The organism is Breoghania sp., from assembly GCF_963674635.1.
Lineage (GTDB): Bacteria > Pseudomonadota > Alphaproteobacteria > Rhizobiales > Stappiaceae > Breoghania.
Genome location: NZ_OY771475.1, coordinates 2,920,101 through 2,940,545, shown reverse-complemented (window position 1 = coordinate 2,940,545; position 20,445 = coordinate 2,920,101). Strand labels below are relative to the sequence as shown.

Here is a 20,445-nt window from a genome sequence, read left to right as displayed (position 1 = left end):
TCAGGCTCAGCCGACCGAGCGCCAGCCCTTCAGGGCGTCCCAGGTCTTGCGGTCGAGAACATAGGTCTCGACCGGAACCATTGCGCCGCCATGGGCAAGCGAGCGCATGACGCCGCTGCCACGATACTGGAAGCCACACTTCTCGATCACCCTGCGCGAGGCGGGGTTGGTCAGGCGGCACGACGCAGTGACGGCATCGTGGCCGGCAACGGTGAAGGCATGGTCGATGACCGCCTGCGCCGCTTCCGTGGCATAGCCGTGCCCCCAGAAAGGTTCCCCGATCCAGTAGCCAAGTTCCGGCTCCCGTCCCTGGCCCACAGGGCCAAACTGGTATCCGCAGGCCCCGATGATGCGGCCCGTGGACTTCAGGCGCACGGCATAGCTTGCCGTGCCCGGTTCCGTATTGCGTGTGCTCTCGATCCAGTTGCGGGCGGCTGCGAGGCCGTAGGGATGGGGCATGCTCGCAAGCATTTCCGCAACGCGGCGGTTATTGGCCAGGAATACAATATCGGCGGCGTCATCCATCGTCGGACGGTCGAGTTTCACGCGCTCGAGCGTCAGGGCCGGACGAGCCGCCGACAGACTGCTGGGATCTTCTAACCTTCCGCCTTCCAAGAGGCTTTCGCTTTCCAGAACCATTGTATTTCTCCGATCGGCCCTTGCCCGGGCGCAAAAGAAAAGGGGAGATGGGTCTTGTGTCCCATCTCCCCTGAACTTTGACCGGTCTTCTCAAACCGCCGGGTCGATGAGACCCCGGCAATCTGATGAACTCATATGCCGGGAATTATTCCGCTGCTTCCATCGTCGGAAGGACGGATACGTAGGTTCGGCCATTGGCTTTCGCCGTAAACGTGACATGGCCTTCGACCTTGGCAAAAATCGTGTGGTCCTTGCCCATGCCGACATTGGTGCCGGGATGCCACTTGGTGCCGCGCTGACGCAGAATGATGTTGCCCGGAATGACGGCCTCGCCACCGAACTTCTTCACGCCAAGACGGCGACCTGCAGAATCGCGACCGTTACGCGACGAACCGCCTGCTTTTTTGTGAGCCATGACGTACTCTCCTGATCCTTCGGGCCTATCCGGCGCACTGGCGTCCATGCCAGGCGTGTCCGGGATACCCCGTCAATTTCGTGTCTTCGCCTGCGGCTTACTTGCCGGCGAGTTCCTTGGCCTGCTCGACCCAGTTGTCGCGCTCGAAACGGCCCTTGATGCCGGCCTCTTCCTCGACGCGCGCCACGTCCTCGGCGGTCATGGAAGCAATCTGCGCATAGGTGGTGATACCCGCGGCATTGAGCTTCTTCTCGATCGCCGGGCCGAGGCCCGAAAGCTTCTTCAGGTCGTCGCCGCCGGATGCGGCTTCAGCCTGTGCTGCCGAAGCAGCGGTGGTCTCGGAGGCCTTCTCGGCCGGAGCGGCCTTGGCTGCCTTCTTGGCGGCCTTCGGCTTGGCGCCACCGGTCAGGATGTCGGTGATCCGGACCAGCGTCACCTCCTGGCGGTGACCCTTCTTGCGGCGGTAGTTCTGGCGGCGCTTCTTCTTGAAGACGATGATCTTCCGCGTGCGCGCCTGTTCCACCACTTCACCGGCGACGGAGGCACCTTCGACGGTCGGGGTGCCGATCGTCGTTTCCGTTTCGCCACCGATCATGAGAACGGTGTCGAAGGTCACGGTGTCACCGGCTTCGCCGGAAATCTTCTCGACCTTGACCAGGTCGTCTGCGGCAACGCGGTACTGCTTGCCGCCCGTCTTGATAACAGCGAACATCGCTGAGGTCCTTACAGTTTGTCGCCGGTACCTTTCATTGGTACTCTGCGAACCTTGTGCGCACCCTTCGGCGCCGCATGACAGCGGACTTTGGCGGACGCTTTTGTCTTGGTCCCTTGCTGGGGGCCAAGACCGGCTGAAGCGTCGGAGAGCCTCGGGCAGCGCGTTGGGCGAGAAATCCCGCCATGCGCGAAGCCAGCGCAATATACGGTTTCACCCCCTCGCGTCAACGCTTGATGCGACAATTCCGGCGGTCAGCCGCCGTTTTTCGCGAATTTGGGGTGTCGAGGCCCCGAATCCGGGAGGTGCCAAACGGACGTGCGGGCAGCAGATGACGGTGCTGGCCGTCCTGAATCGGCGGGGAAAAGAGCGCGTTTGGCGTATCGCATGTCTTCCTCGCGGGCCCGGGTGCCTTGTCGCAAGTCCGTCGGCGCAGGCCCGGTTCCCACAAGGGGGTGGGCAAGGCGGGGGAGGGTCCCGTAGCGGTTTGCACGGCTTTTGCGGCCTGCGGTGGCAAGATTGCGGTCGGGCATGTGAAATGCGCGCGCGGGGCCTTGCGCCCATGTGCCCCCCTGTGTATGTTCCGCGCCGCCAGAAGACATGGCGGCCCTTGCGGAGAGGTGCCGGAGTGGTCGAACGGGGCGGTCTCGAAAACCGTTGAGCGCGCAAGCGTTCCGAGGGTTCGAATCCCTCTCTCTCCGCCATTTGTACTTGTATTTAGTTGATTTTATTGGCGTCGATTTTTCTGACGCCTTTCGGCCCGTCTCACAACCCATCATGAGATTCAAGGTTCTTGGACCCGCGGACATCCGCGGGCGATTTTTCCGCAATAGAACGAGAACATTTGCGGCCAAACCGACGGTGCGCTAGCCGCCCTCATGTTGCAAGATGCCGTATTCGGCGATAATCGTTGCGCAGGGCAGGCGCTCGGGCCAGGGCGCGATTGGCCTCAAGGTGTCGCAATGTCATGTCCTGCTGCCATCAGTGGTCTATATGAGTTTCCTCTGTCTGGGGTGAGACCGTGCAAGAGCGGGAGCCGGTCCTCAAGCTCTTTTCATAGACTCTGCTGTGCGAGAAAGTGGGGAGCGACCATGCCTGTCAGATCCAGCCTCAGGAGGCGCAGGAGCTGCATGATGTAGGGCTAGGGAGTGTCAGCGGCAGTCGCCTCATCTACGACAAGAACAGATCGCTTCATCTGCGGAGAGAACTTGTGTGACATCGAGTGCACGTTTCTGTCGCATGGGCCCGGATGGCCCTGGGAAAACATTGCCTATGCAGCTTGGTAAAATCTACCGGCTGGAAGCCTCTGGTTTCAAAGCAAAAAAGCAAAAAAAATGAATTACAACGTGTTGGCTATTCTTGGCTGATTGGCGTGAGAATTGCGTAACAGGCAGTGCGTTTATTACGGGAGATTTCGATGGCGACGTTAGGATCAGCGTCATATCGCGATTACTAGTTCCATTCTACCAGATTTGGCAAAGCGAATAGCGGTCCACAGCAGGAGGGACTGACGGCGAGCCAGCATAGAAGCGGCTGCAATGCATCGAAGACCGGCGTCGATGGCACTGCGCCGCGTTCCGTTGCCGATTTCGCGGCAACGCTGCTTTCTTCACGCGGCCTGAAGCCGGTCAATATCGCCGAACTGCCCGAAGACGCATATCAAGCCCATATCGGCGGCGAGGAGCGGCGTCTGAAAGCCAACGCGCGCTATCTCGAATACCGGTACACTGACACCTCATGGACGGAAGCGGTCGAAGCCTCGCTCAAGGCGTTTCCGCCCGAGGACAATCCGGCGATGCAGACCTATGCGGCGGTTCTCGTCGATGCAGACATCGTGGCGACGATCGACAATCAGGGGGTCGTCTCCTCGAAGAATGAATTGGGAGCCAAGCTAAAGGATATCCTACGGGGCGAGGTCAACGGCACCAATGGTCCCGATCTGGCCCAGGCCCGCGCCGAACAGATCTCCGATTTTCTTGGGGGCGAGATCGTCAAAGCAGATACGGCGATAACCCAAGCGGAATTCGAAGGGCTCCCCTCTGCGGAAGGGATTCAGCAATCCCTCGATTACGAAGCGATGAAAAATGACCCGATGTTCGAACAGCTTCAGCGCATGATTGCCCGGATGGAGAATTTGAGGGAGCTGAGGGAAGGATACCTGACAGAGGCCGGCGCAGAGTCGGGAACAGACGTTCTGATCTGAGCAAGCAGACTGAATATGCGCCATGAAGCCTCGGCCTGACATGGTCGATCCAGGCCGCTAAAACACGGTAGAAAGGCGGGGCTTGAGCTTGGCAAATGTTCCTTTCATATGCTCTAAGGGGCGATGATCGACCCTTGGTCGAACCTGCAGTCGGGTACGGTGCGAGTCTATGAATGACGGTCTAAACGTTGATGTCAGCCTACAGCAAAATCAAATCATGCAGGATGAAGGGCGAAAAGCAGTTGTTGTACTTGGAATGCACCGCTCTGGAACAAGTGCTTTAACTCGCGTTATTAGCCTAGTTGGGTGTGACCTACCCAAGTCGCCGGTGGGGGAAAGCAAAGGCAATGAGACTGGGCATTGGGAGCCCAATAGTATCATGCAGCTCAATAGCCGGATTCTGGAATCCGCCGGCACGCATTGGGCCGATTGGCAGGAATTCGATCCAGATTGGATGCGGACACCTAAAGCTGAACCTTATCGTAGCGAAGCGCTGAAGGTGCTAGAGAGCGAATATGGCGCCTCCCGCCTATTTGTTCTAAAGGATCCGCGGATTTGCCGTCTTTTCCCCTTTTGGAAGGATATTTTGCGTATCTCCGGGGTGGACCCGTTGATCATCTTGCCACTACGCAATCCGCTAGAGGTGGCCGCCTCACTACAGGCCCGGGATGGATTGGATCCCATGTTCAGCCATCTCTTGTGGCTGCGCCATGTGCTTGATGCAGAGGCGGTATCCCGCGGTCTGCCTCGCTTCTTTCCAACTTACGATCAATTGATGTCTGACTGGACAATCGTGATGGCGCGTGGAGAAACCGCATTCGGAATCACATGGCCAAGGTTTTCGGAAAAGGCCCACGAAGAAATCAGCTCTTTCCTATCGATGAGGCATCGACATCACCAAGAGCTCCCAGGGAGCGTCCTTGAAAATACTGAACTTTCCTTCTGGTTGCGAGAGACGTTTCGAATTCTCTTAAGTTGGTCTGAGGGGGGCGAAAGAAAGAATGATCATGCCGACCTTGATCAGATACGCGCAGAGCTCAACGCGGCGGGGCCAGCCTTTGGGCGGCTGATTGCCGCCGGGCAAAATGCTGTTGAGAGGGTGAGACACTTTTCCAAGCTTGAGACCGAATTGCGGAGGGGATTGGCGGAGAGAGATGGTGAGATTGCCCGCCTTATGAGCGATCTCGAAGGCCACACCAGTGCAGTTCGCGAAGCAGAAGCAGAATTGGACGCCCTACGAGGCCGGATTGCTCAAGCTGAGACCGCACTGCGCCAATCTAAAGCTGAGGGCGAGAGGATTACAGAAGTTCTTTCTGCAACCCAAAAAGAAGTAGAGCGATTGGAGGAATTGCGAGCCGAGCATATGAGGTTAGCTTCCGCTTTCGAAGCCCAAGCTGAAGAGATTAAAAGGCTAAAAAAATCGATCGACGCTCAAACTTTCATAATAAATGAAAAAACGGCAGAGGCCGAAAAGGCTGACGCATCTAAATCCAAGATTGAACAGGTACTTCAGGAGCGGTTTGATGAAATCGCGAAGTTAACAAGTTTGATTTATGATAGTGACAGACAAATGCGGTCGCTTTCTGTCACCGCAGAGAGTGAAATTAGTCGGCTGATATCTGAATTAACTCGTGGTCCGGAGGTGTCTTTGTTTGGTGTGAAAATAGGCTTGAGACGCAAGATAGCGCGAATACAAAAATCCGGCCTATTTGATGTAAAGTGGTATCTGAAGAATAATGCGGATGTTGTTGATGCCGGTTGTGACCCGCATATACATTATGTTCGCTACGGTGCTCAAGAAGGTCGTGCCCCCAACGCTGCGATCGCATCGCTCTTTCATGCTGCGCGCCGAAATAATGACAAAAAATAGATAAGTATCTGTGCTCAAGGGGCTATCCGATGTACCCGTCGATCGATGATGACATCAAAAGAATACGTCAATCTGGCCTGTTTGATGAGGATTGGTACCTCAAGACCTATCCTGACGTTCGAGCGGTCGGAATGGATCCAATCAAACATTATCTGTGGCTTGGGGCTGCGCTGCAGCGTAATCCGTCGCCGACTTTCGATACAGCTAAATACCTGGAAATGCAGACAGATGTTGCGGGGTCCGGGGTTAATCCGTTGCTCCATTACATATATTGGGGTGAGAAAGAGGGTCGGCCAAGGCCAAGTGCTCAGCCTGAAATGGACCTTTATGAAGGCTCTAGTAGTGAAGCGGGCCTTTCCAAGAAGCTTCAGAGCTATAGTCTATATATTAATCAGGTGCTCTCTTCGTCAAAGAAGGCAGAGGGCATCGACTTAGATTACGTTCCGAAGATGCAAGAATATATCGATTTTTCGGAAAACCCCCTTTCTCTAATAGCATTCTATTTGCCGCAGTTTCATCCAATCCCTGAGAACGATGAGTGGTGGGGGGCTGGCTTCACCGAATGGACGAATGTTTCAAAGGCGAAGCCTCAGTTTTTGGGGCACTATCAGCCTCATTTGCCTGGGGAACTCGGCTTCTACGACTTGCGATTGCCAGATGTCATGCGGCAACAGGCGGCATTGGCTCAAATGTATGGCATAAGAGGTTTCTGCTTTCATCATTATTGGTTTGGCGGGAAAAGATTGCTTGAGCGTCCGGTCAACCAATTGCTGGCAGCAAAAGAGATAGATATCCCGTTTTGCTTGTGCTGGGCTAACGAAAACTGGACAAGGCGGTGGGATGGTCAGGATAGTGAAATCCTGATCGAGCAAAAACACTCTCCGGAAGATGATATTGCTTTTATCGATGATCTAATTCCCGTTTTTTCGGACGAACGTTACATCCGTTTTCAGGGAAAGCCGATCCTAATCGTTTACCGCGCCTCTATATTGCCAAATGCGAAAGAAACTGCGCAGCGTTGGCGTGATAGATGCAAAGAGGCGGGAATAGGAGAGATCTACCTTATCGCCGCCCGCTCGTTTGAGGTGACGGATCCGCGACCATATGGTTTTGATGCTGCTGTGGAGTTCCCCCCGCATCAGATGCCAGCAGCGCGAGTCAACGATCAACTGGAGATAATTGATCCAAAATACAGTGGAAATATATATTCTTTCACCGATATAGCGACTGGCTTCGCAGCTCAGAAGACCTCCGAATATCCGCTGCTGAAAACTGTATTTCCCAGTTGGGACAATGAGGCTAGAAAGCCAGGAGCTGGTCACACTTTCTTCGGCTCCTCCCCCCAAGCTTATGCCACTTGGTTGCGCAGTGTATGTGATTGGACATATCAGCGATCACAGGCAGATAAGAACCACCCACCCTTCGTATTTATCAACGCTTGGAACGAGTGGGCTGAAGGGGCTCATTTGGAGCCCGACAGGAAATACGGCTATGCTTATCTTCACGCTACTGCGAACGTGGCCCGCGAATTTCTTCCAGTAAATCCAGAAGTCGAGGAGATGGTTCTCGAGTCACAAACCCGCTATAAAAAAGAAAATAATACTGCGGTTGTCGCTCATCTCTATTATGATGAGCTTTTTGAAGAGCTCCAAGAACACATCAAAGCGGTAAATCAGGCCGATGTGTTTTTCTCTGTCAGCGCGAACATCCCACCGCAGCGATGCAAGGCAATCATAGACAGCTTCCCGAATGCCCGGTTGGCAATTTTTCCCAATCGAGGGCGCGACATCCAACCTTTCTTGCATGCCTTACGGTTTCTTAGAAAGGAAGGATATGAGGTTGCGTGCAAAATTCACGGTAAGAGGTCTCCGCAACGCTCAGATGGAAACCAGCTGCGCGGCGGGGCGTTGAATAGCCTCTTAGGCTCAAAAGCCAATGTTGAGCGAATTCTCGCCCGTTTTCAGGAAGACCAGTCACTTGGGATCATCGCCCCAAATGGCTCGCTACTGAATTTGGGCGAACCGAACAGGAACGTCCTCAACAGAGCTTGGTTGGACAGATTGTTTGACGCTCTTGGGATGGATGAACTAACCGGTAGCTATAATTGCGATTTTGTTGCAGGTTCGATGTTTTGGTTCCGAGTTGAGGCCTTGGCTAAGCTCGATGAACTCGATCTTAAAGCTGACCAATTTGAAGATGAACTCGGGCAAGTCGATGGAACGCTAGCCCATGCGGTAGAGCGTTTGTTTGCGGTGGTTACGGCAAGGGCTGGATTTGAGGTCAAGCAAGCATGCGACGCGCATTCGACATACAGAACTAAGAACGAACGAGGACTAAATGGTTCGCATCGATGAATTTAGAGAGCTTTCCGATCGCCAATGGTTGGATTTGCTAATTCAAAGCACAGATTCTGAGATTGTTCAGGGGCTTCAGTTTCCTCGGTTTCCGGCCGCATCGGTGCAGGCGCAGTTTGTTGGTTCATCCGACAAGCACGCGCTTAATGAGGCTTTTGCGTTCTATGAGTATTTCAAGAGAGAAGCTCTCAATGTCGGCAAACCGATTTTAGAAAACTCGAATATTCTCGACTTTGGGACGGGGTGGGGGCGTTTTCTGCGCTTCTTCTGGAAAGATGTTAAAGTCGACGGCCTACATGGTGTCGATATTGATCCCTCCATCGTAGACACTTGCAAGTCTCTTGGCGTACCCGGCGACTTAAGGCACATCGACCCGCACGGCTCGCTGCCCTATGCAGATGCAAGTATGGATTTTGTCCTTGCGTATTCCGTATTTACCCATCTTCCCGAGAATGTTCATCGCCATTGGATGAATGAGTTTAAACGTATTGTGCGTCCTGGTGGAATTGTTGGTTTGACGATTGAACCGCGTAGGTTCCTCGAATTCGTGGCCGATCTAAAGGGCAAGAGTCTCGACAGCGAGTGGCACAAGGGGCTTCAACGTTTTTCAGACTACGCTTCTGCAATGTTGCCTGCATACGATTCAGGTCAACTCGTATACATTCCCACTGGCGGTGGGGATTTCCGAGATGCGACTATCTATGGTGATGCAATCTGCCCCACCAGTTTTGTCGAGCAAAACTGGGCGCCGGAATTTGTAATTAGATCTCATATTGATGATCCAGCAAAATTTTGGCAGGCCACCCTTATATTGCAGAAAGTCTAGATGGCAATTATGCCCTGCCATTAGATCATTATCCTGCCGCAACCGGAGTTCTTTTGGTGTTTACTCCGATTGGCACAGGTTGCGGCAGTCAGGCTCGGGCGTAGTCAGCCGGGTTCGGCAGTCCAAGGCTGGGTGCTCTGTGTTGTAGATATCGCCCATGCCACGATCACGACACGAGGATAAGCGCCGTATCTTGACATGGTCTCATTTGTCAGTTCAGTCCGCGTCCGACCGTTGAAGCTCTCCACGAAGCTACCATCCGGCATGTTGTTCTCGGTGCCAGCATATGGTCGGTTGCCGGATCCTGTTGGCTTTGGGCAAGCGGACCACGGGAATCCGGGAGCACACAAGCGCAATCAGGCTGTTATATCTAGATGAACCGAGCATTTTAGCGCGTAATCTGGAAGTCCCGGCTACAGCCTGGATGTTCTGCGGTCGGGGATCCGAATTCGGGGGTGGTTCACGAAGGAGCCGCTTGCGCCTCGGACGTCTGTCTAATCCGGTTGTATACATACGGTGCGGTGCGGCGCACGAGATCTTCTGCCACGTGTCGATCCATGGGCTTGATCGGTCGCATCTTTTCATAGTCCTCATCATAGGCGGCGGCATCCCACCACCGTGCATCGGCCAGCATCGCCTCTCGCTGGTCAGGCGATAGCGAAGCCGCGAGCAGCATATTATCATCTCGCGTTGCATCGATAACATGCGCCGCCAAATGTCTGGGGACTGCCCATGGGGCCCTTGGACCGTTTCCGGCAATCGATCTTAGAAGCGCATCATGAACAGAGTCATGGGGCGCTCTGATCTCTGGTATGGCGTCGTAGATACGGATCAGATCTTCCGTCATTGAAACATTGAATCGTGTCGTCTCATCAGGCAACGTAAGGCCAAGAAGCGAAAAAAAATCTCGGGTGTTGTCCTTGCTGTGCAAGCGCACGTTCAGTTGTGAAATGCGGCGCCATGGGGCCAGCAATTTCCACCAATCAATGAAGCCGCCCCCCCACGCTTTCAAGACAGCTTCCGGGTCTTCATAGCGACGATACCAGCGGAGCCACTGCCACCAAGCAGCGTTCAGGTATTCGACCGGTGGCCGTACATAGACGTAGGTCGTCGGCCTATTGGCTCCGATGCTCGCCCAAAAGTCTGTATCTTCAAATTTGGGTCCGATATTCGCCCAGTTCTCGTGAGACAAAATTGGTATGCGGCCTGCGGATACTATCTCGCGAATCCCCGACGCGATCTTGCGACGGTTGCACTCGTCACCAGTAGGATCGGCGCGTGACGGCGCATAGCCGACTATGTGATCGTGCGCTAGGCGCCGCAGAGTTTCACTCGTTGCAACCTCTCCGCCATGTCCAATGATGCAGTGTTGATAGTCACCAAGACCAGAAGAGGCATACTGGCATAGAGCAGCCTGAATCGACGATGAGCCGGTCTTTCCGGTGCCAATATGAGCGATCAAGTGCATAATTTACTACTCCTGAATCCCGACCATATGTCCTCTGCTAGAGACGCGCAAGGCAGCACATGACCTAGACGTTCCCTGCCCATTGAGGTGGGGAGGTTATTGGGTAAAACGCATGGAACTGGTTTGGGATTGGCGGCGTATGCGGCTGATATCACTAAGTTTCTGGTCGCAGGCTGCCGGCCACCTTTCGGTGTTGATCATCCTGGAGGGGCGCGACTACATGACAGGCTGGAACTTCGACCCGGCTGGCACTTGGTAACAAGAAGAACTGCCGCGGGTTGTACGACTGGCGATTGCTCTGCCTGCGAAGATCGGCCAAACACAAACCGGACCTCGGTCATGGTTGGATGAAGGTTTAGCGGCAGATCAGGATTTATTGCGAAGAGAATCGGACCATGCGCCGGCGAAGTCGTTGAAAACGCGCAATGGGCACAGGGCTACCGATGTTGAGCCCCGTCTTCCCAAACAAGAGGTGGTCGCTCGAGTTTGTCTCGCACCAGTTGACCGACTTTATGACGCTTCCGGCTTCTAGCGATCCTGGGAAATTGGACCCGCGAATGCCCGGCTCTTGTGGCCGACACATCGCCATCGGATCTTCGTGTGGCGAGGCAACCGCAAACGCTCACGGCCCCGCGTGGAAGGCTGAAGATAGAGGTTAGGGCAAGGGAGCCGGGTTCACCTCGAACGCGATCCTGAGCTTCGCGGAGAGGTTACAGATCGGCTGGAACGACATTGTTCCGCTTAAGCCCATGCTGAAACGACGATTAGCTGCGTGTAATATGAAGCACGATATAGCACCACACTACTTTGAATGACTTTCTCTCTAGACGTGTTCTCATGGCCATGCGATTTTCAAGCGTGTCAAATACGCGTTACGCTCTTTAAGCGTTCGTAAGAGTTTGACGCTATACCCATATTGGCTTGCTCAGGCTACTTGTGAGATGGATCCGGAATGACTGTCGAACATGAAGACATCCTCGGTTGCACGTGCCTGAATTGCGCCGCGACCGGGCAGTTCCAGGCCGATGCGGTTGAGCCTCAAAACGCCGCCAAGCCAGTCTTCACGCTAAGCCAGGTGATCGACCAACTGACCGATCCCGCGCAAAGCTGGACATCGACGACGGTCACCTACGGGTTCACGACGGTCAATCCCGGGTATGGCAGCGAAGCGTCCGGATACGCGCCTTTTTCCGCGGCCCAGAGGTCGGCGGCACGCGAGGCAATTGCGTTATGGGATGACCTGACCCCCCTGACCTTCGTGGAATCCGGCAACGGAAACACGGCGGATATCCGCTTTTCGAACACCACAACCGGGCCACAGGTTGCCTGGGCCTATTATCCCAGCACCTATTCCAATTATCAGGAAGAGGGCGACGTCTGGATCAACCCCAATTACTGGGCGAACAGTTATCTGGACTATGGCGAATACGGCTTCCACACACTTGTGCACGAGCTTGGTCACTCAATCGGGCTTTCGCATCCCGGCGCCTATAACGGCGGATCGCCGACCTACACCGACATGGCCGAATATCAACAGGACACCCGCCAATATACGGTGATGTCCTATTTTCAGGCTTCCAACACGGGCGCGGACCATTCGCCTCCGGGGCAATCCACATCCTACGGCGCAACGCCGCTGCTGCATGACATCGCCGCCATTCAGGCGATCTATGGCGCCGACATGACGACACGCACGGGCGACACGGTCTACGGCTTCAATTCCAATGCCGGACGCGCCCAGTTCAATTTCGCGATCAACACCGCCCCCGTGGTCGCCATCTGGGATGCGGGCGGCACGGACACGCTCGATCTGACGGGTACGAGCTACAATCAGGTCATCAATCTGGCGGAAGGCACCTTCTCCGACGTGATGGGCATGACCGACAATCTGGCCATCGCATTCGGCGTGTCGATCGAAAACGCGATAGGCGGCAGCGGACAGGACCAGATCAATGGCAACGGCCTTGCCAACTATCTTTATGGCAATGCCGGGAATGACATGCTCAATGGCGGCGACGGCAATGACATCCTCTGGGGTGGCCTTGGCGCGGATCATCTCGATGGCGGCGACGGCATCGACCGCGCCCAGTACCATCTGGCTGCGGCTGCGGTGACAGCGGATCTTCTGATCGCAGCCAACAACACCGGCGAAGCCGCAGGCGATACGTATGTCTCAATTGAGAACCTCTGTGGTAGTGGACACGCAGATAATTTGCTAGGCGACAATGCGGCCAACAGCATTTGGGGGTGGAACGGAAACGATCAGATCTTTGGTCGTGACGGGGATGATGTCCTCTATGGCGGGGACGGCAGCGACATTCTTTTCGGCGGGCTTGGCGCGGACCATCTCGATGGAGGCGCTGGAACGGATCGGGCGCAGTACCATCTGGCGACGAGCAGCGTTGTTGCAGACCTGCTAAACCCCGCGAACAACACCGGCGAGGCTGCCGGAGACACCTATGTCTCAATTGAGAACCTCTGTGGTAGTGGATACGCAGATAATTTGCTGGGCGACAATGCGGCCAACAACATTTGGGGGTGGAACGGAAACGATCAGATCTTTGGTCGTGACGGGAATGATGTCCTCTATGGCGGGGACGGCAGCGATATTCTTTTAGGCGGGCTTGGCGCTGATCTGCTCGACGGAGGCGCTGGAACGGATCGGGCGCAGTACCATCTGGCGACGAGCAGCGTTGTTGCAGACCTGCTAAACCCCGCGAACAACACCGGCGAGGCCGCCGGAGACACCTACGTCTCAATTGAGAACCTTTGTGGCAGCGGATACGCAGATAATTTGCTGGGCGACAATGCGGCCAACAGCATTTGGGGGTGGAACGGAAACGATCAGATCTTTGGTCGTGACGGGAATGATGTCCTCTATGGCGGGGACGGCAGCGACATTCTTTTCGGCGGGCTTGGGGCGGATCTGCTCGACGGAGGCGCTGGAACGGATCGGGCGCAGTACCATCTGGCGACGAGCGGCGTTGTTGCAGACCTGCTAAACCCCGCGAACAACACCGGCGAGGCCGCTGGCGACACCTACATCTCGATCGAAAACCTCACCGGTAGTGGATATGGCGACACCCTGCGTGGTGACAATGCGGCCAACAGCATCTGGGGGTGGAACGGCGACGACCAAATCTCCGGCCTTGGTGGAGACGACAAGCTTTACGGCGGCGCGGGGGCTGATGTCTTTCACTTCGCCGCCGGGTTCGCATCCGACACGGTCTTCGACTTCGAATACGGCTCCGACACACTCATGTTCTCTAGCGACTTTGGTACCAATCAGGCCGCGACCCTGGTCTCGACATACGGTGAACAGGTCGATGCGAACTACGTATTAGATTTTGGTCACGACGGTCGCCTGACCATCGCCAACGCCACCGAAGCCCAGATCGTCGATAGCATCGTGTTTGCCTAAGTGTCTTAGCCTTCGCGCGCCTAATTTACTCGCGCCTTGAAACAAGGGCTCCAATAAATACTGACAACGGCCCCGCAGCTAATCCGGCTTGATTAGGCGGCGGACTCATAACGATTTGATCCAGATGCGGAGTGCGGCGAGTTTGATAGCTGCGAGGTAGTTGTCGGCGCGCCGATCATAGCGCGTTGCGATGCGGCGCATCTGTTTGAGGCGATTGAAGAAGCGCTCAACCAGGTTTCGCTGGCGATAAACCCCGCGGCTGAAGGCGAATGTGCCTTTGCGGGTGATCCGTGGCGGGATGTTCGCCCAGCCGGCACGCGCGGCCACGAAGGCCCGGATGCCGTCGGTATCGTAGGTCTTGTCGGCCAGCCCGGTTGCACCCGTCGCCACCGTTTCCAGCAACTTGGTGGCCATGGGCGCGTCGCCGGCGTGTCCGGCGGTGAGTTCGATCCGGACCGGACGGCCTTCGGCATCGACCAGCGCGTGGATCTTTGTCGTCAACCCGCCGCGGGACTGTCCCATGTACCGATCTTCAGATCCCCCTTTTTCGCGCCGGCACCATGCTGGTGGACGCGGATGCAGGAGCTGTCGATCATCACGATGTCGCCGTCGTAAGCCTTTGACACCGCGTCCAGAAGCTGGTCCCAAACGCCCGATGCGCGCCATCGGCAGAACCGGTTGTAGTGCGTCATGCGTGGGCCGTAGCGCTCCGGCACCACGCCACGACGAGCCGGTGCGGAACCGTCATAGGATCCCATTGATAACGGGTCTATCATCGACACGCTTCACACCCCGGCTCTTGCGTGGCAGCATCGGCTCGATGATCGACCATTCCTTATCGCTCAACTCGTGACGCGCATGGCAACCTCCTTATCAGGAGGTCGGATCAAATCTCACACATCAACGTAACCCGTTTATGGGGAAAGGTCCTAGGTCGCAGCGCCGAACGGATATCGCTTTCGATTTCCTACGAGGCCGAAATCGCGATCGCGGTTGCCTTCATCCAGCGAAAGTGCGCCGGCCCGCAGACCTTGGCACCCAACCCAACCGACCTCGCAGGCTAAGTTGTGGCCGTCGAAAGGGTTTTGACAACGCACGAAATATCGCTTGTTCGTGCCGGGGACCGTGCGGCTGTCGATGTTGCGCGTGACCCAGTAGTCGCGGAACCTCCTGAAGCACTCTCGAAAGCGCCCGCGCTTCCGGGTGGACCGGCTGACGGCAACCGAATACGTGGACAGACTGAACCCAAGTCGGAGTTTGCCGCTCCTCTCGCATGCGAGCGAAGCGGAACCCGACGTCAACAACTGAGTCCACGGCGGCCAAGCCAAACGTTTGGGTTTCCGTCACGTTGGATCAAACTTGAAAACAACTTCACGGGCGTTGCACAAACAGATCGGTGCGCAGCCTTCACTTACTGACCGCGCCGGGGAGCGCATGGTGCAATTCCGCACCCCGTCTTTTCGAACGTCTTCTTCCGGCCCCCCTTCGCTTATGGCTGAATGCCGGGCGGCCCGATGGATGGGTCAAATATCATCATAGTGCAGATTGAGCATGCACCCACAGTCGAGCGCCCTGCGAAGATGGTGCGATTGAAAGCCATTCTTCTTATTATACAGGTGCACATCCTGATGGGGGAAGTATAGGAACGCCATATGCATGAAGGCAGAGTCCACGCCGACATGGAAGCGCGCCTTTGACATCGCGTAACCGATATGCCGAAGAGAGTTCTTTAGCGCCGGGTTTTCTGCCTCTCCTCCAACGATCACGGGTTTGTAACCGGACTTGCGATATTCATCGAGAACGGCTTTTCGACTTTCAAGCGGAAGGGTTCTAGCGTCTTCGTTGGAATCCCACTGCACCGTCACATATTGATCCGGAAGATCTAGATCACCGCTGAGATCCTCGGCCTCGAGCAATGGAATGTTCTTCAGATAATGTGAAATATCCAGAACTTCCGGCTTCGCAAAGCGCCCCGGATAGTCTTGATACCAATATGGCTCGGCAGGCAGACCCTTGTCCTTTAGATAGGAGATCCAAGACCGTTCGTCTTCAGGCTCGAAGTCGTGAAGCATAAGCTCGACATGACCTTTTGGAAAAAGATCCAGAACCTCAAACCAGGATTCGAGCTTGTTTCCATATTGGCCTCCTTCCTGCTTCCTCTTTGTCAGATGCAAGACCACTGGAACCGAGTGAGCATGCGAAAAGACCCAGCCCAGCGTTACGCAATGAATCCTGTCACCAAGCCCCGCCGCAGTAAATGCCGCCTTCCTGCTATTGGTGCTGCGTGCCGCCAGAGCTATGTGTTTTGTACCGTCTTCTGCGAGTATGCCCGGGGTGGTTCTGTAGTCTCGGTTTGTATAGCGCCTATCGAAACGGCGGATAAGCTTTTTGGCCCATCGCGTGCGGCGATCCTTTAGAATTGATCCATTACACCAACTTACTCATAGACGATCGCCTAATATAGCGCTAATAGTGCATTTACACTCATTTATTGCATAAGCGGCCAAAAGTGGAATATACATGAGCACGCCATCAGTACCGGTTTCTTGGGGGGGGGGGGTATCGACAAGATAACGATTCTAAAAATCAAAAAGTTGATGATAAAAGATATAGAAGCGAAAGCAAACGTTGCGCATGAGCTTTCAATTCTAAATGATATCTGTCAGGAAATACTGGATTTTAATCCCGACGCGGCACATTTGAAGGAAAGGCTCTCAGAGGTCAATTCCCGCTTATGGGATATTGAGGACAAAACTCGTGAAAAGGAATCCGCCCAGGATTTTGATGCCGAATTCATCGATCTGGCGCGCAGCGTCTACAAAACGAATGATCTCAGAGCCTCACTCAAGCGGCAAATAAACATCTGCCAAGAATCCGATATCATAGAAGAAAAAAGCTATCAGTCATACTAATAGTCCGAGCAGAGTGTGGGGCCGGTTTCTGTATTGCGCACCCTGTTGACACTGGTTTAACAGTCTGTTGCAGCGAGAAAATAGGTCCCGCTCCTTACTTCTTGCTGAGCGGGGCCTGATGATCGTTTGGCTCCACTCGCGATGGCTGCGAACACGACACGTGCGCGTTTCTTCAGCCCTGTCCAATCTCGGGCATGCAAAAAATGACTGCCTCCCTGCCACGGCAACAGTTCTGGCAGGGCTACGGGCTGGATCGAAGGCTTGTCAGGTTTGGATCCCGCAGGGAAATTCGCACGGACATCTGTCCAAACAACGGCCCTCCCCTTCGAAAAGGGGGAGGGACTTCCCGATAGTTGGACAGTTTTCGACGTAGATTAAGCTCCGTTCTGGACCTGCTGATCGGGGCGCCGCCCGCCGCAACCGGTCCGTCCACGCGAAGGACATGAACTGGCTGCCTTTGTCCGTATTCACAATCCCGGGCAGGCCGAACTTGTGGACTGCCTCGTTCAACGGTTCGACGACAGACGTCGGCCGCCAGCGTGTTGGAGATGCGCCAGGCCAGAACCTTGCGGGTGAAGCGATCCATGATCGCGAGGTAGAGGAACCCGCGATGCACCTGCAGATATGTGATGTCTGCAGCCACAACCTGCTTTGGCCGATCCACACGCAAGCCCCGGAGCAGATATGGCCAGATCTTGTGCCCTTTTGCGGGCCTGCTCGCGCTTCAGCCCTTCCAGGGCGACCTTCGCCTTGAACTCAGGCGCGTGCTGCTTGCGTTTCGACATCTTCGATCTCCTTCTTCTTGAAGATCAGAAGAGTGCCAATCGTAGCTTACGTCAGTGTCCGATCCCCGGGGCGTCGCCAAGCTGGCTCAAAGCCGGAGAGGAAGACATCTGCAGGGCTCGGGGCCGTTCGTCCGCCTTCCTTCCGCAGTCCGCGAGCCGTGTCGTCTCCACTCCACTCTTCACCGTCAATAGGGGACGGCAGGATCGCGAACGAGCAGGCAGATGAGGGATGCCATGAGCAAGAAGGCGATCGAGGCAAGAAGGCCGGCCGAGTAGGTGTTGGTGGCATCGAAAAGAACCCCGGTCATTGTCGGTCCGATCAGTGCCCCCGCCCCCCATGAAGTGTAGAGCGCGCCAATGATGGTGGAGAGCTGCCGTCCGCCAAAGAACGTCATTGCCAGAACGGGCAGGGTCGAAATGTAGCCGCCGTAAAAGGCGCCGAAGACCAGGGCATAGACATAGAGACTTCCCAGCGTCGGTGCTGTGAGCAGCCACCAGGCGACCCCCAGCGCCATGCCTGCGGACATCAGGCTTATGGTTCGGCGGCTGCCAATTCGGTCTGACAGCCCTCCGAAGAGAAAGCGCCCGGCGATGCTGGCAATGCCGACTGTGCCAATAAGCCCAACGCTGGACGCGCGATCATTGCCATTGTCGATCGCAAAGGGAACAAGGTGGACATAGGTGGTGAAGATCACCGCCGCGGTAAAGAGGCTTGCGAAGTAGAAGTGCCAGAAGGCGCGGTGCCGCAAGGCCTCCGACAGGCTCACGCCGGAAACTGGCTGCCCGCGCGCCAGTGTGGAGGAAACGGGATCGCCGTCAGGGTTCAGCCCCATCGCCTCTGGTCGCGGAACGAGGAAAAAACTCACCCCCCCGCAGACACCCAAGGCAATGATGGCGAAGAGGACATGCGCACCATCCCATCCAAGCGGAACCAGCAGCGCTTCGCCGAGCAGTGGCATCGCGAATGTCCCCAAGCCAACGCCACAAAGCGCAATGCCGGTCGCAAAGCCGCGCCGCCGCTTGAACCAGCACGGCACGAGACTGATCGACGGGATGTAGATGAACCCCCCGCCAATGCCGACGCCGACCGCATAGGACAACACGATCCCCGTGATGGTCTGGGACTGACTGGCGCAAAAGAGCCCCCCGGCCATGAGCACGGCTCCGAAAAGGACGATGCGGGTGGGGCCCAGCCGATCTGCCAGAAAACCGCCAAGGAAACCAGACAGGAACCAGATGCACTCCGCCCCGGAAAAGATCAGGGAAACCTGCGCGCGTGTCGCATCGAATTCCTGCGAAATCGCATCGAAGAAAACGGAAAACGCATAGATGAGCCCGGCGGCGGTTCCGGCAATGCAAAAGACTGCAAAAACAATGATCCAGCCATAGAACATGCTGCGCGCTTGTACGGTGGTCGGCGTGTTGGCCATCATGACTGTCCTTGTGTCAGCCAGAAACGGAAACGAGGCATTTTTCATCAGACGAAGCGGCAGGTCATGGCCATTTGGCAGGCGCACTTCATCATAGGGGCCGGGCGTGCAACCTGCACGCAAATAGAGCATTCAGCAGTTTGGGACGCCGTCAGGGGCAGTTGACGAAGGCCCGCGGACACGGCGTCCGCCTCGATACGGCGCAGTATTTTCCGACCCAGACCATGATGGGCGTATTGAGGGGAAACGCAGACGCAGCGGACCACGTCGCCGTCACTCTCTCCGTGAGCACCGATCTCGGCGGGGATGTAGCCAAGCTGTCCGCGTGCCCAGCCTCCGCCTGCAAGGGGGGGGCTGGCGATCCGTCAGCACGAAATAGTGTCCTTCCTCGATCAACTGGAGGGGCAGCCATGAGAAAGTTCTTTGAGTTTTTCATCGGACGGCAGCGCATCCGTGACGAGAAGTGTGGCGCCAAGTCCAATGAGGGTTTCGGCGAGGTCTGTTTCCGGACCTTTGATTGGCTCCAGATGCGCCGGACAGAGGATCTCCCTCTCCCGATAGCTCGGCTCAATCATGGTGGCCACGCATTTGACGGCGCGTTTTCCCGATTCCAGCGCGTAAGCGCGAAAAGTCGGATCTGCCGCGGTCTTGTGAAAATTCACGGCAGACATCCTCCAGTATCCTGATCACGGTCGAGATTTCTTCCGCAGAAACCGTCAGCGGCGGGAGCAGGCGGACGACACTGTGGACCGCGACCATGACGATCAATCCATGTTCGAGGCAGGGCCTTTATCGTTGCGGCGGAACCGGCCGTCTTCAGTCGAAGAGCCTGACTTTCGATGAAGAAATAGATGCAGGTTCGCAAATGGACATGATCGCCTCGATACAATCGTTGAACGCAAGGTGAGGGATGTTCGGTCCGGATTGCACGGGCCGGGCTGTACGCTGCCTTCTTTCAGACAGTTCGCGATAGAACAGCACATTTCCAAGTCTTCCGCGGTTGAAGTCTACGAACGTCTTGTTGCACTCGAACGCATCGAAGCTCAGGGGCAGCAAGGGTTTTTCGTTCGCAAGCTGCGCGCAACCAGTCCCCACACGTCGCCGGTGGACAAGGTGCTGGGTCTGGAGGGCGCGCGGCGAGGCCGCCGGCTTTCGCGCCAGTACCATCCGAGTGGCGGGTAGATCGAGGTTGGACAGGATGAAATCCTCACTACGGATTCGGCCAGCATGGCGATCGGTCTCATTTGCCGCCTTCTGTTGAAGCCGGGCGAAGCCGTGCTGGTCGACAACCCCACCTCGTTCGATTTCGAGGCTTTGAGGCGATTACATCAGGTTAAGGTGGTCGGCGTGCCTTTTCGCGACGGACAGCGGGATTTTGGGGCAGCTGGCAGAGCTTGTCGGCCGCCTGCG

The 20,445-nt window shown here is 55.9% G+C and carries 13 protein-coding genes, 1 tRNA gene and 3 pseudogenes; 7 read left to right on the top strand and 10 right to left on the bottom strand.

Annotated elements, in window-relative coordinates; genetic code table 11:
- Positions 1-6 precede the first annotated feature (6 nt).
- The 3 genes from ABGM93_RS12790 to ABGM93_RS12780 form a co-directional block, all read right to left on the bottom strand.
- On the bottom strand, positions 7-639 hold the full coding sequence (locus tag ABGM93_RS12790) for a GNAT family N-acetyltransferase (RefSeq protein ID WP_321499996.1): 633 nt from the start codon (positions 637-639) through the stop codon (positions 7-9).
- Between the two features lie 145 nt (positions 640-784).
- On the bottom strand, positions 785-1,054 hold the full coding sequence (gene rpmA / locus ABGM93_RS12785; RefSeq protein WP_319772422.1) for a 50S ribosomal protein L27: 270 nt from the start codon (positions 1,052-1,054) through the stop codon (positions 785-787).
- A gap of 97 nt (positions 1,055-1,151) precedes the next feature.
- Positions 1,152-1,766 (bottom strand): 50S ribosomal protein L21, encoded by a 615-nt coding sequence (locus tag ABGM93_RS12780; RefSeq protein WP_321499994.1) that lies wholly within the window; start codon positions 1,764-1,766, stop codon positions 1,152-1,154.
- Between the two features lie 614 nt (positions 1,767-2,380).
- Between ABGM93_RS12780 and ABGM93_RS12775 the strand changes: the two genes are divergently transcribed.
- The 5 genes from ABGM93_RS12775 (at position 2,381) to ABGM93_RS12755 (ending at position 9,019) form a co-directional block, all read left to right on the top strand.
- Positions 2,381-2,470, top strand: a tRNA-Ser gene (locus tag ABGM93_RS12775).
- Positions 2,471-3,561: 1,091 nt separating this feature from the next.
- Positions 3,562-3,969, top strand: a complete 408-nt coding sequence (locus ABGM93_RS12770; protein WP_321499992.1) for a hypothetical protein — start codon at positions 3,562-3,564, stop codon at positions 3,967-3,969.
- Positions 3,970-4,138: 169 nt separating this feature from the next.
- Positions 4,139-5,839: a hypothetical protein gene (locus ABGM93_RS12765; protein WP_321499990.1), complete on the top strand. Its 1,701-nt coding sequence runs from the start codon at positions 4,139-4,141 to the stop codon at positions 5,837-5,839.
- A gap of 29 nt (positions 5,840-5,868) precedes the next feature.
- Entirely contained in the window at positions 5,869-8,193 is a 2,325-nt protein-coding gene (locus ABGM93_RS12760; protein WP_321499988.1) for a glycoside hydrolase family 99-like domain-containing protein, read from the top strand.
- Positions 8,177-9,019 (top strand): class I SAM-dependent methyltransferase, encoded by an 843-nt coding sequence (locus ABGM93_RS12755; RefSeq protein WP_321499986.1) that lies wholly within the window; start codon positions 8,177-8,179, stop codon positions 9,017-9,019. Before ABGM93_RS12760 ends, ABGM93_RS12755 begins: the two co-directional genes overlap by 17 nt.
- A 91-nt stretch (positions 9,020-9,110) precedes the next feature.
- Here ABGM93_RS12755 and ABGM93_RS12750 read toward each other — a convergent pair.
- Both ABGM93_RS12750 and ABGM93_RS12745 read right to left on the bottom strand, forming a co-directional pair.
- Positions 9,111-9,285, bottom strand: a pseudogene (locus ABGM93_RS12750) (integrase core domain-containing protein); the annotation flags it as partial.
- A gap of 194 nt (positions 9,286-9,479) precedes the next feature.
- Positions 9,480-10,487 (bottom strand): hypothetical protein, encoded by a 1,008-nt coding sequence (locus ABGM93_RS12745; RefSeq protein WP_321499984.1) that lies wholly within the window; start codon positions 10,485-10,487, stop codon positions 9,480-9,482.
- 952 nt (positions 10,488-11,439) lie between these two features.
- Here ABGM93_RS12745 and ABGM93_RS12740 point away from each other — a divergent pair.
- Positions 11,440-13,908: a M10 family metallopeptidase gene (locus ABGM93_RS12740; RefSeq protein WP_321499982.1), complete on the top strand. Its 2,469-nt coding sequence runs from the start codon at positions 11,440-11,442 to the stop codon at positions 13,906-13,908.
- 105 nt (positions 13,909-14,013) lie between these two features.
- On the opposite strand, the pseudogene ABGM93_RS12735 reads toward ABGM93_RS12740, so the two are convergent.
- Both ABGM93_RS12735 and ABGM93_RS12730 read right to left on the bottom strand, forming a co-directional pair.
- A pseudogene (locus tag ABGM93_RS12735) lies at positions 14,014-14,721 on the bottom strand (IS5 family transposase).
- Between the two features lie 710 nt (positions 14,722-15,431).
- Positions 15,432-16,082 (bottom strand): hypothetical protein, encoded by a 651-nt coding sequence (locus ABGM93_RS12730; protein ID WP_321499979.1) that lies wholly within the window; start codon positions 16,080-16,082, stop codon positions 15,432-15,434.
- A 423-nt stretch (positions 16,083-16,505) separates the two neighbouring features.
- On the opposite strand from ABGM93_RS12730, the gene ABGM93_RS12725 reads away from it, so the two are divergent.
- On the top strand, positions 16,506-16,820 hold the full coding sequence (locus tag ABGM93_RS12725; protein WP_321499977.1) for a DUF6165 family protein: 315 nt from the start codon (positions 16,506-16,508) through the stop codon (positions 16,818-16,820).
- Between the two features lie 408 nt (positions 16,821-17,228).
- Here the strand turns inward: ABGM93_RS12725 and ABGM93_RS12720 are convergent.
- From ABGM93_RS12720 to ABGM93_RS12710, 3 genes and pseudogenes are all read right to left on the bottom strand, one after another.
- A pseudogene (locus ABGM93_RS12720) lies at positions 17,229-17,520 on the bottom strand (DDE-type integrase/transposase/recombinase); the annotation flags it as partial.
- Between the two features lie 270 nt (positions 17,521-17,790).
- Positions 17,791-19,038 (bottom strand): MFS transporter, encoded by a 1,248-nt coding sequence (locus ABGM93_RS12715; RefSeq protein ID WP_321499975.1) that lies wholly within the window; start codon positions 19,036-19,038, stop codon positions 17,791-17,793.
- A gap of 389 nt (positions 19,039-19,427) precedes the next feature.
- Positions 19,428-19,706, bottom strand: coding sequence for a hypothetical protein (locus tag ABGM93_RS12710; RefSeq protein WP_321499973.1), 279 nt, complete (start codon positions 19,704-19,706; stop codon positions 19,428-19,430).
- Positions 19,707-20,445: the final 739 nt, after the last annotated feature.

What these genes read in the sequence shown, in the direction of transcription:
- ABGM93_RS12790 (WP_321499996.1), bottom strand. Translation starts at nt 639, where the DNA reads ATGGTTCTGGAAAGCGAAAGCCTCTTGGAAGGCGGAAGGTTAGAAGAT.
- rpmA (WP_319772422.1), bottom strand. Translation starts at nt 1,054, where the DNA reads ATGGCTCACAAAAAAGCAGGCGGTTCGTCGCGTAACGGTCGCGATTCT.
- ABGM93_RS12780 (WP_321499994.1), bottom strand. Translation starts at nt 1,766, where the DNA reads ATGTTCGCTGTTATCAAGACGGGCGGCAAGCAGTACCGCGTTGCCGCA.
- ABGM93_RS12770 (WP_321499992.1), top strand. Translation starts at nt 3,562, where the DNA reads ATGCAGACCTATGCGGCGGTTCTCGTCGATGCAGACATCGTGGCGACG.
- ABGM93_RS12765 (WP_321499990.1), top strand. Translation starts at nt 4,139, where the DNA reads ATGAATGACGGTCTAAACGTTGATGTCAGCCTACAGCAAAATCAAATC.
- ABGM93_RS12760 (WP_321499988.1), top strand. Translation starts at nt 5,869, where the DNA reads ATGTACCCGTCGATCGATGATGACATCAAAAGAATACGTCAATCTGGC.
- ABGM93_RS12755 (WP_321499986.1), top strand. Translation starts at nt 8,177, where the DNA reads ATGGTTCGCATCGATGAATTTAGAGAGCTTTCCGATCGCCAATGGTTG.
- ABGM93_RS12745 (WP_321499984.1), bottom strand. Translation starts at nt 10,487, where the DNA reads ATGCACTTGATCGCTCATATTGGCACCGGAAAGACCGGCTCATCGTCG.
- ABGM93_RS12740 (WP_321499982.1), top strand. Translation starts at nt 11,440, where the DNA reads ATGACTGTCGAACATGAAGACATCCTCGGTTGCACGTGCCTGAATTGC.
- ABGM93_RS12725 (WP_321499977.1), top strand. Translation starts at nt 16,506, where the DNA reads ATGATAAAAGATATAGAAGCGAAAGCAAACGTTGCGCATGAGCTTTCA.
- ABGM93_RS12715 (WP_321499975.1), bottom strand. Translation starts at nt 19,038, where the DNA reads ATGATGGCCAACACGCCGACCACCGTACAAGCGCGCAGCATGTTCTAT.
- ABGM93_RS12710 (WP_321499973.1), bottom strand. Translation starts at nt 19,706, where the DNA reads ATGTCTGCCGTGAATTTTCACAAGACCGCGGCAGATCCGACTTTTCGC.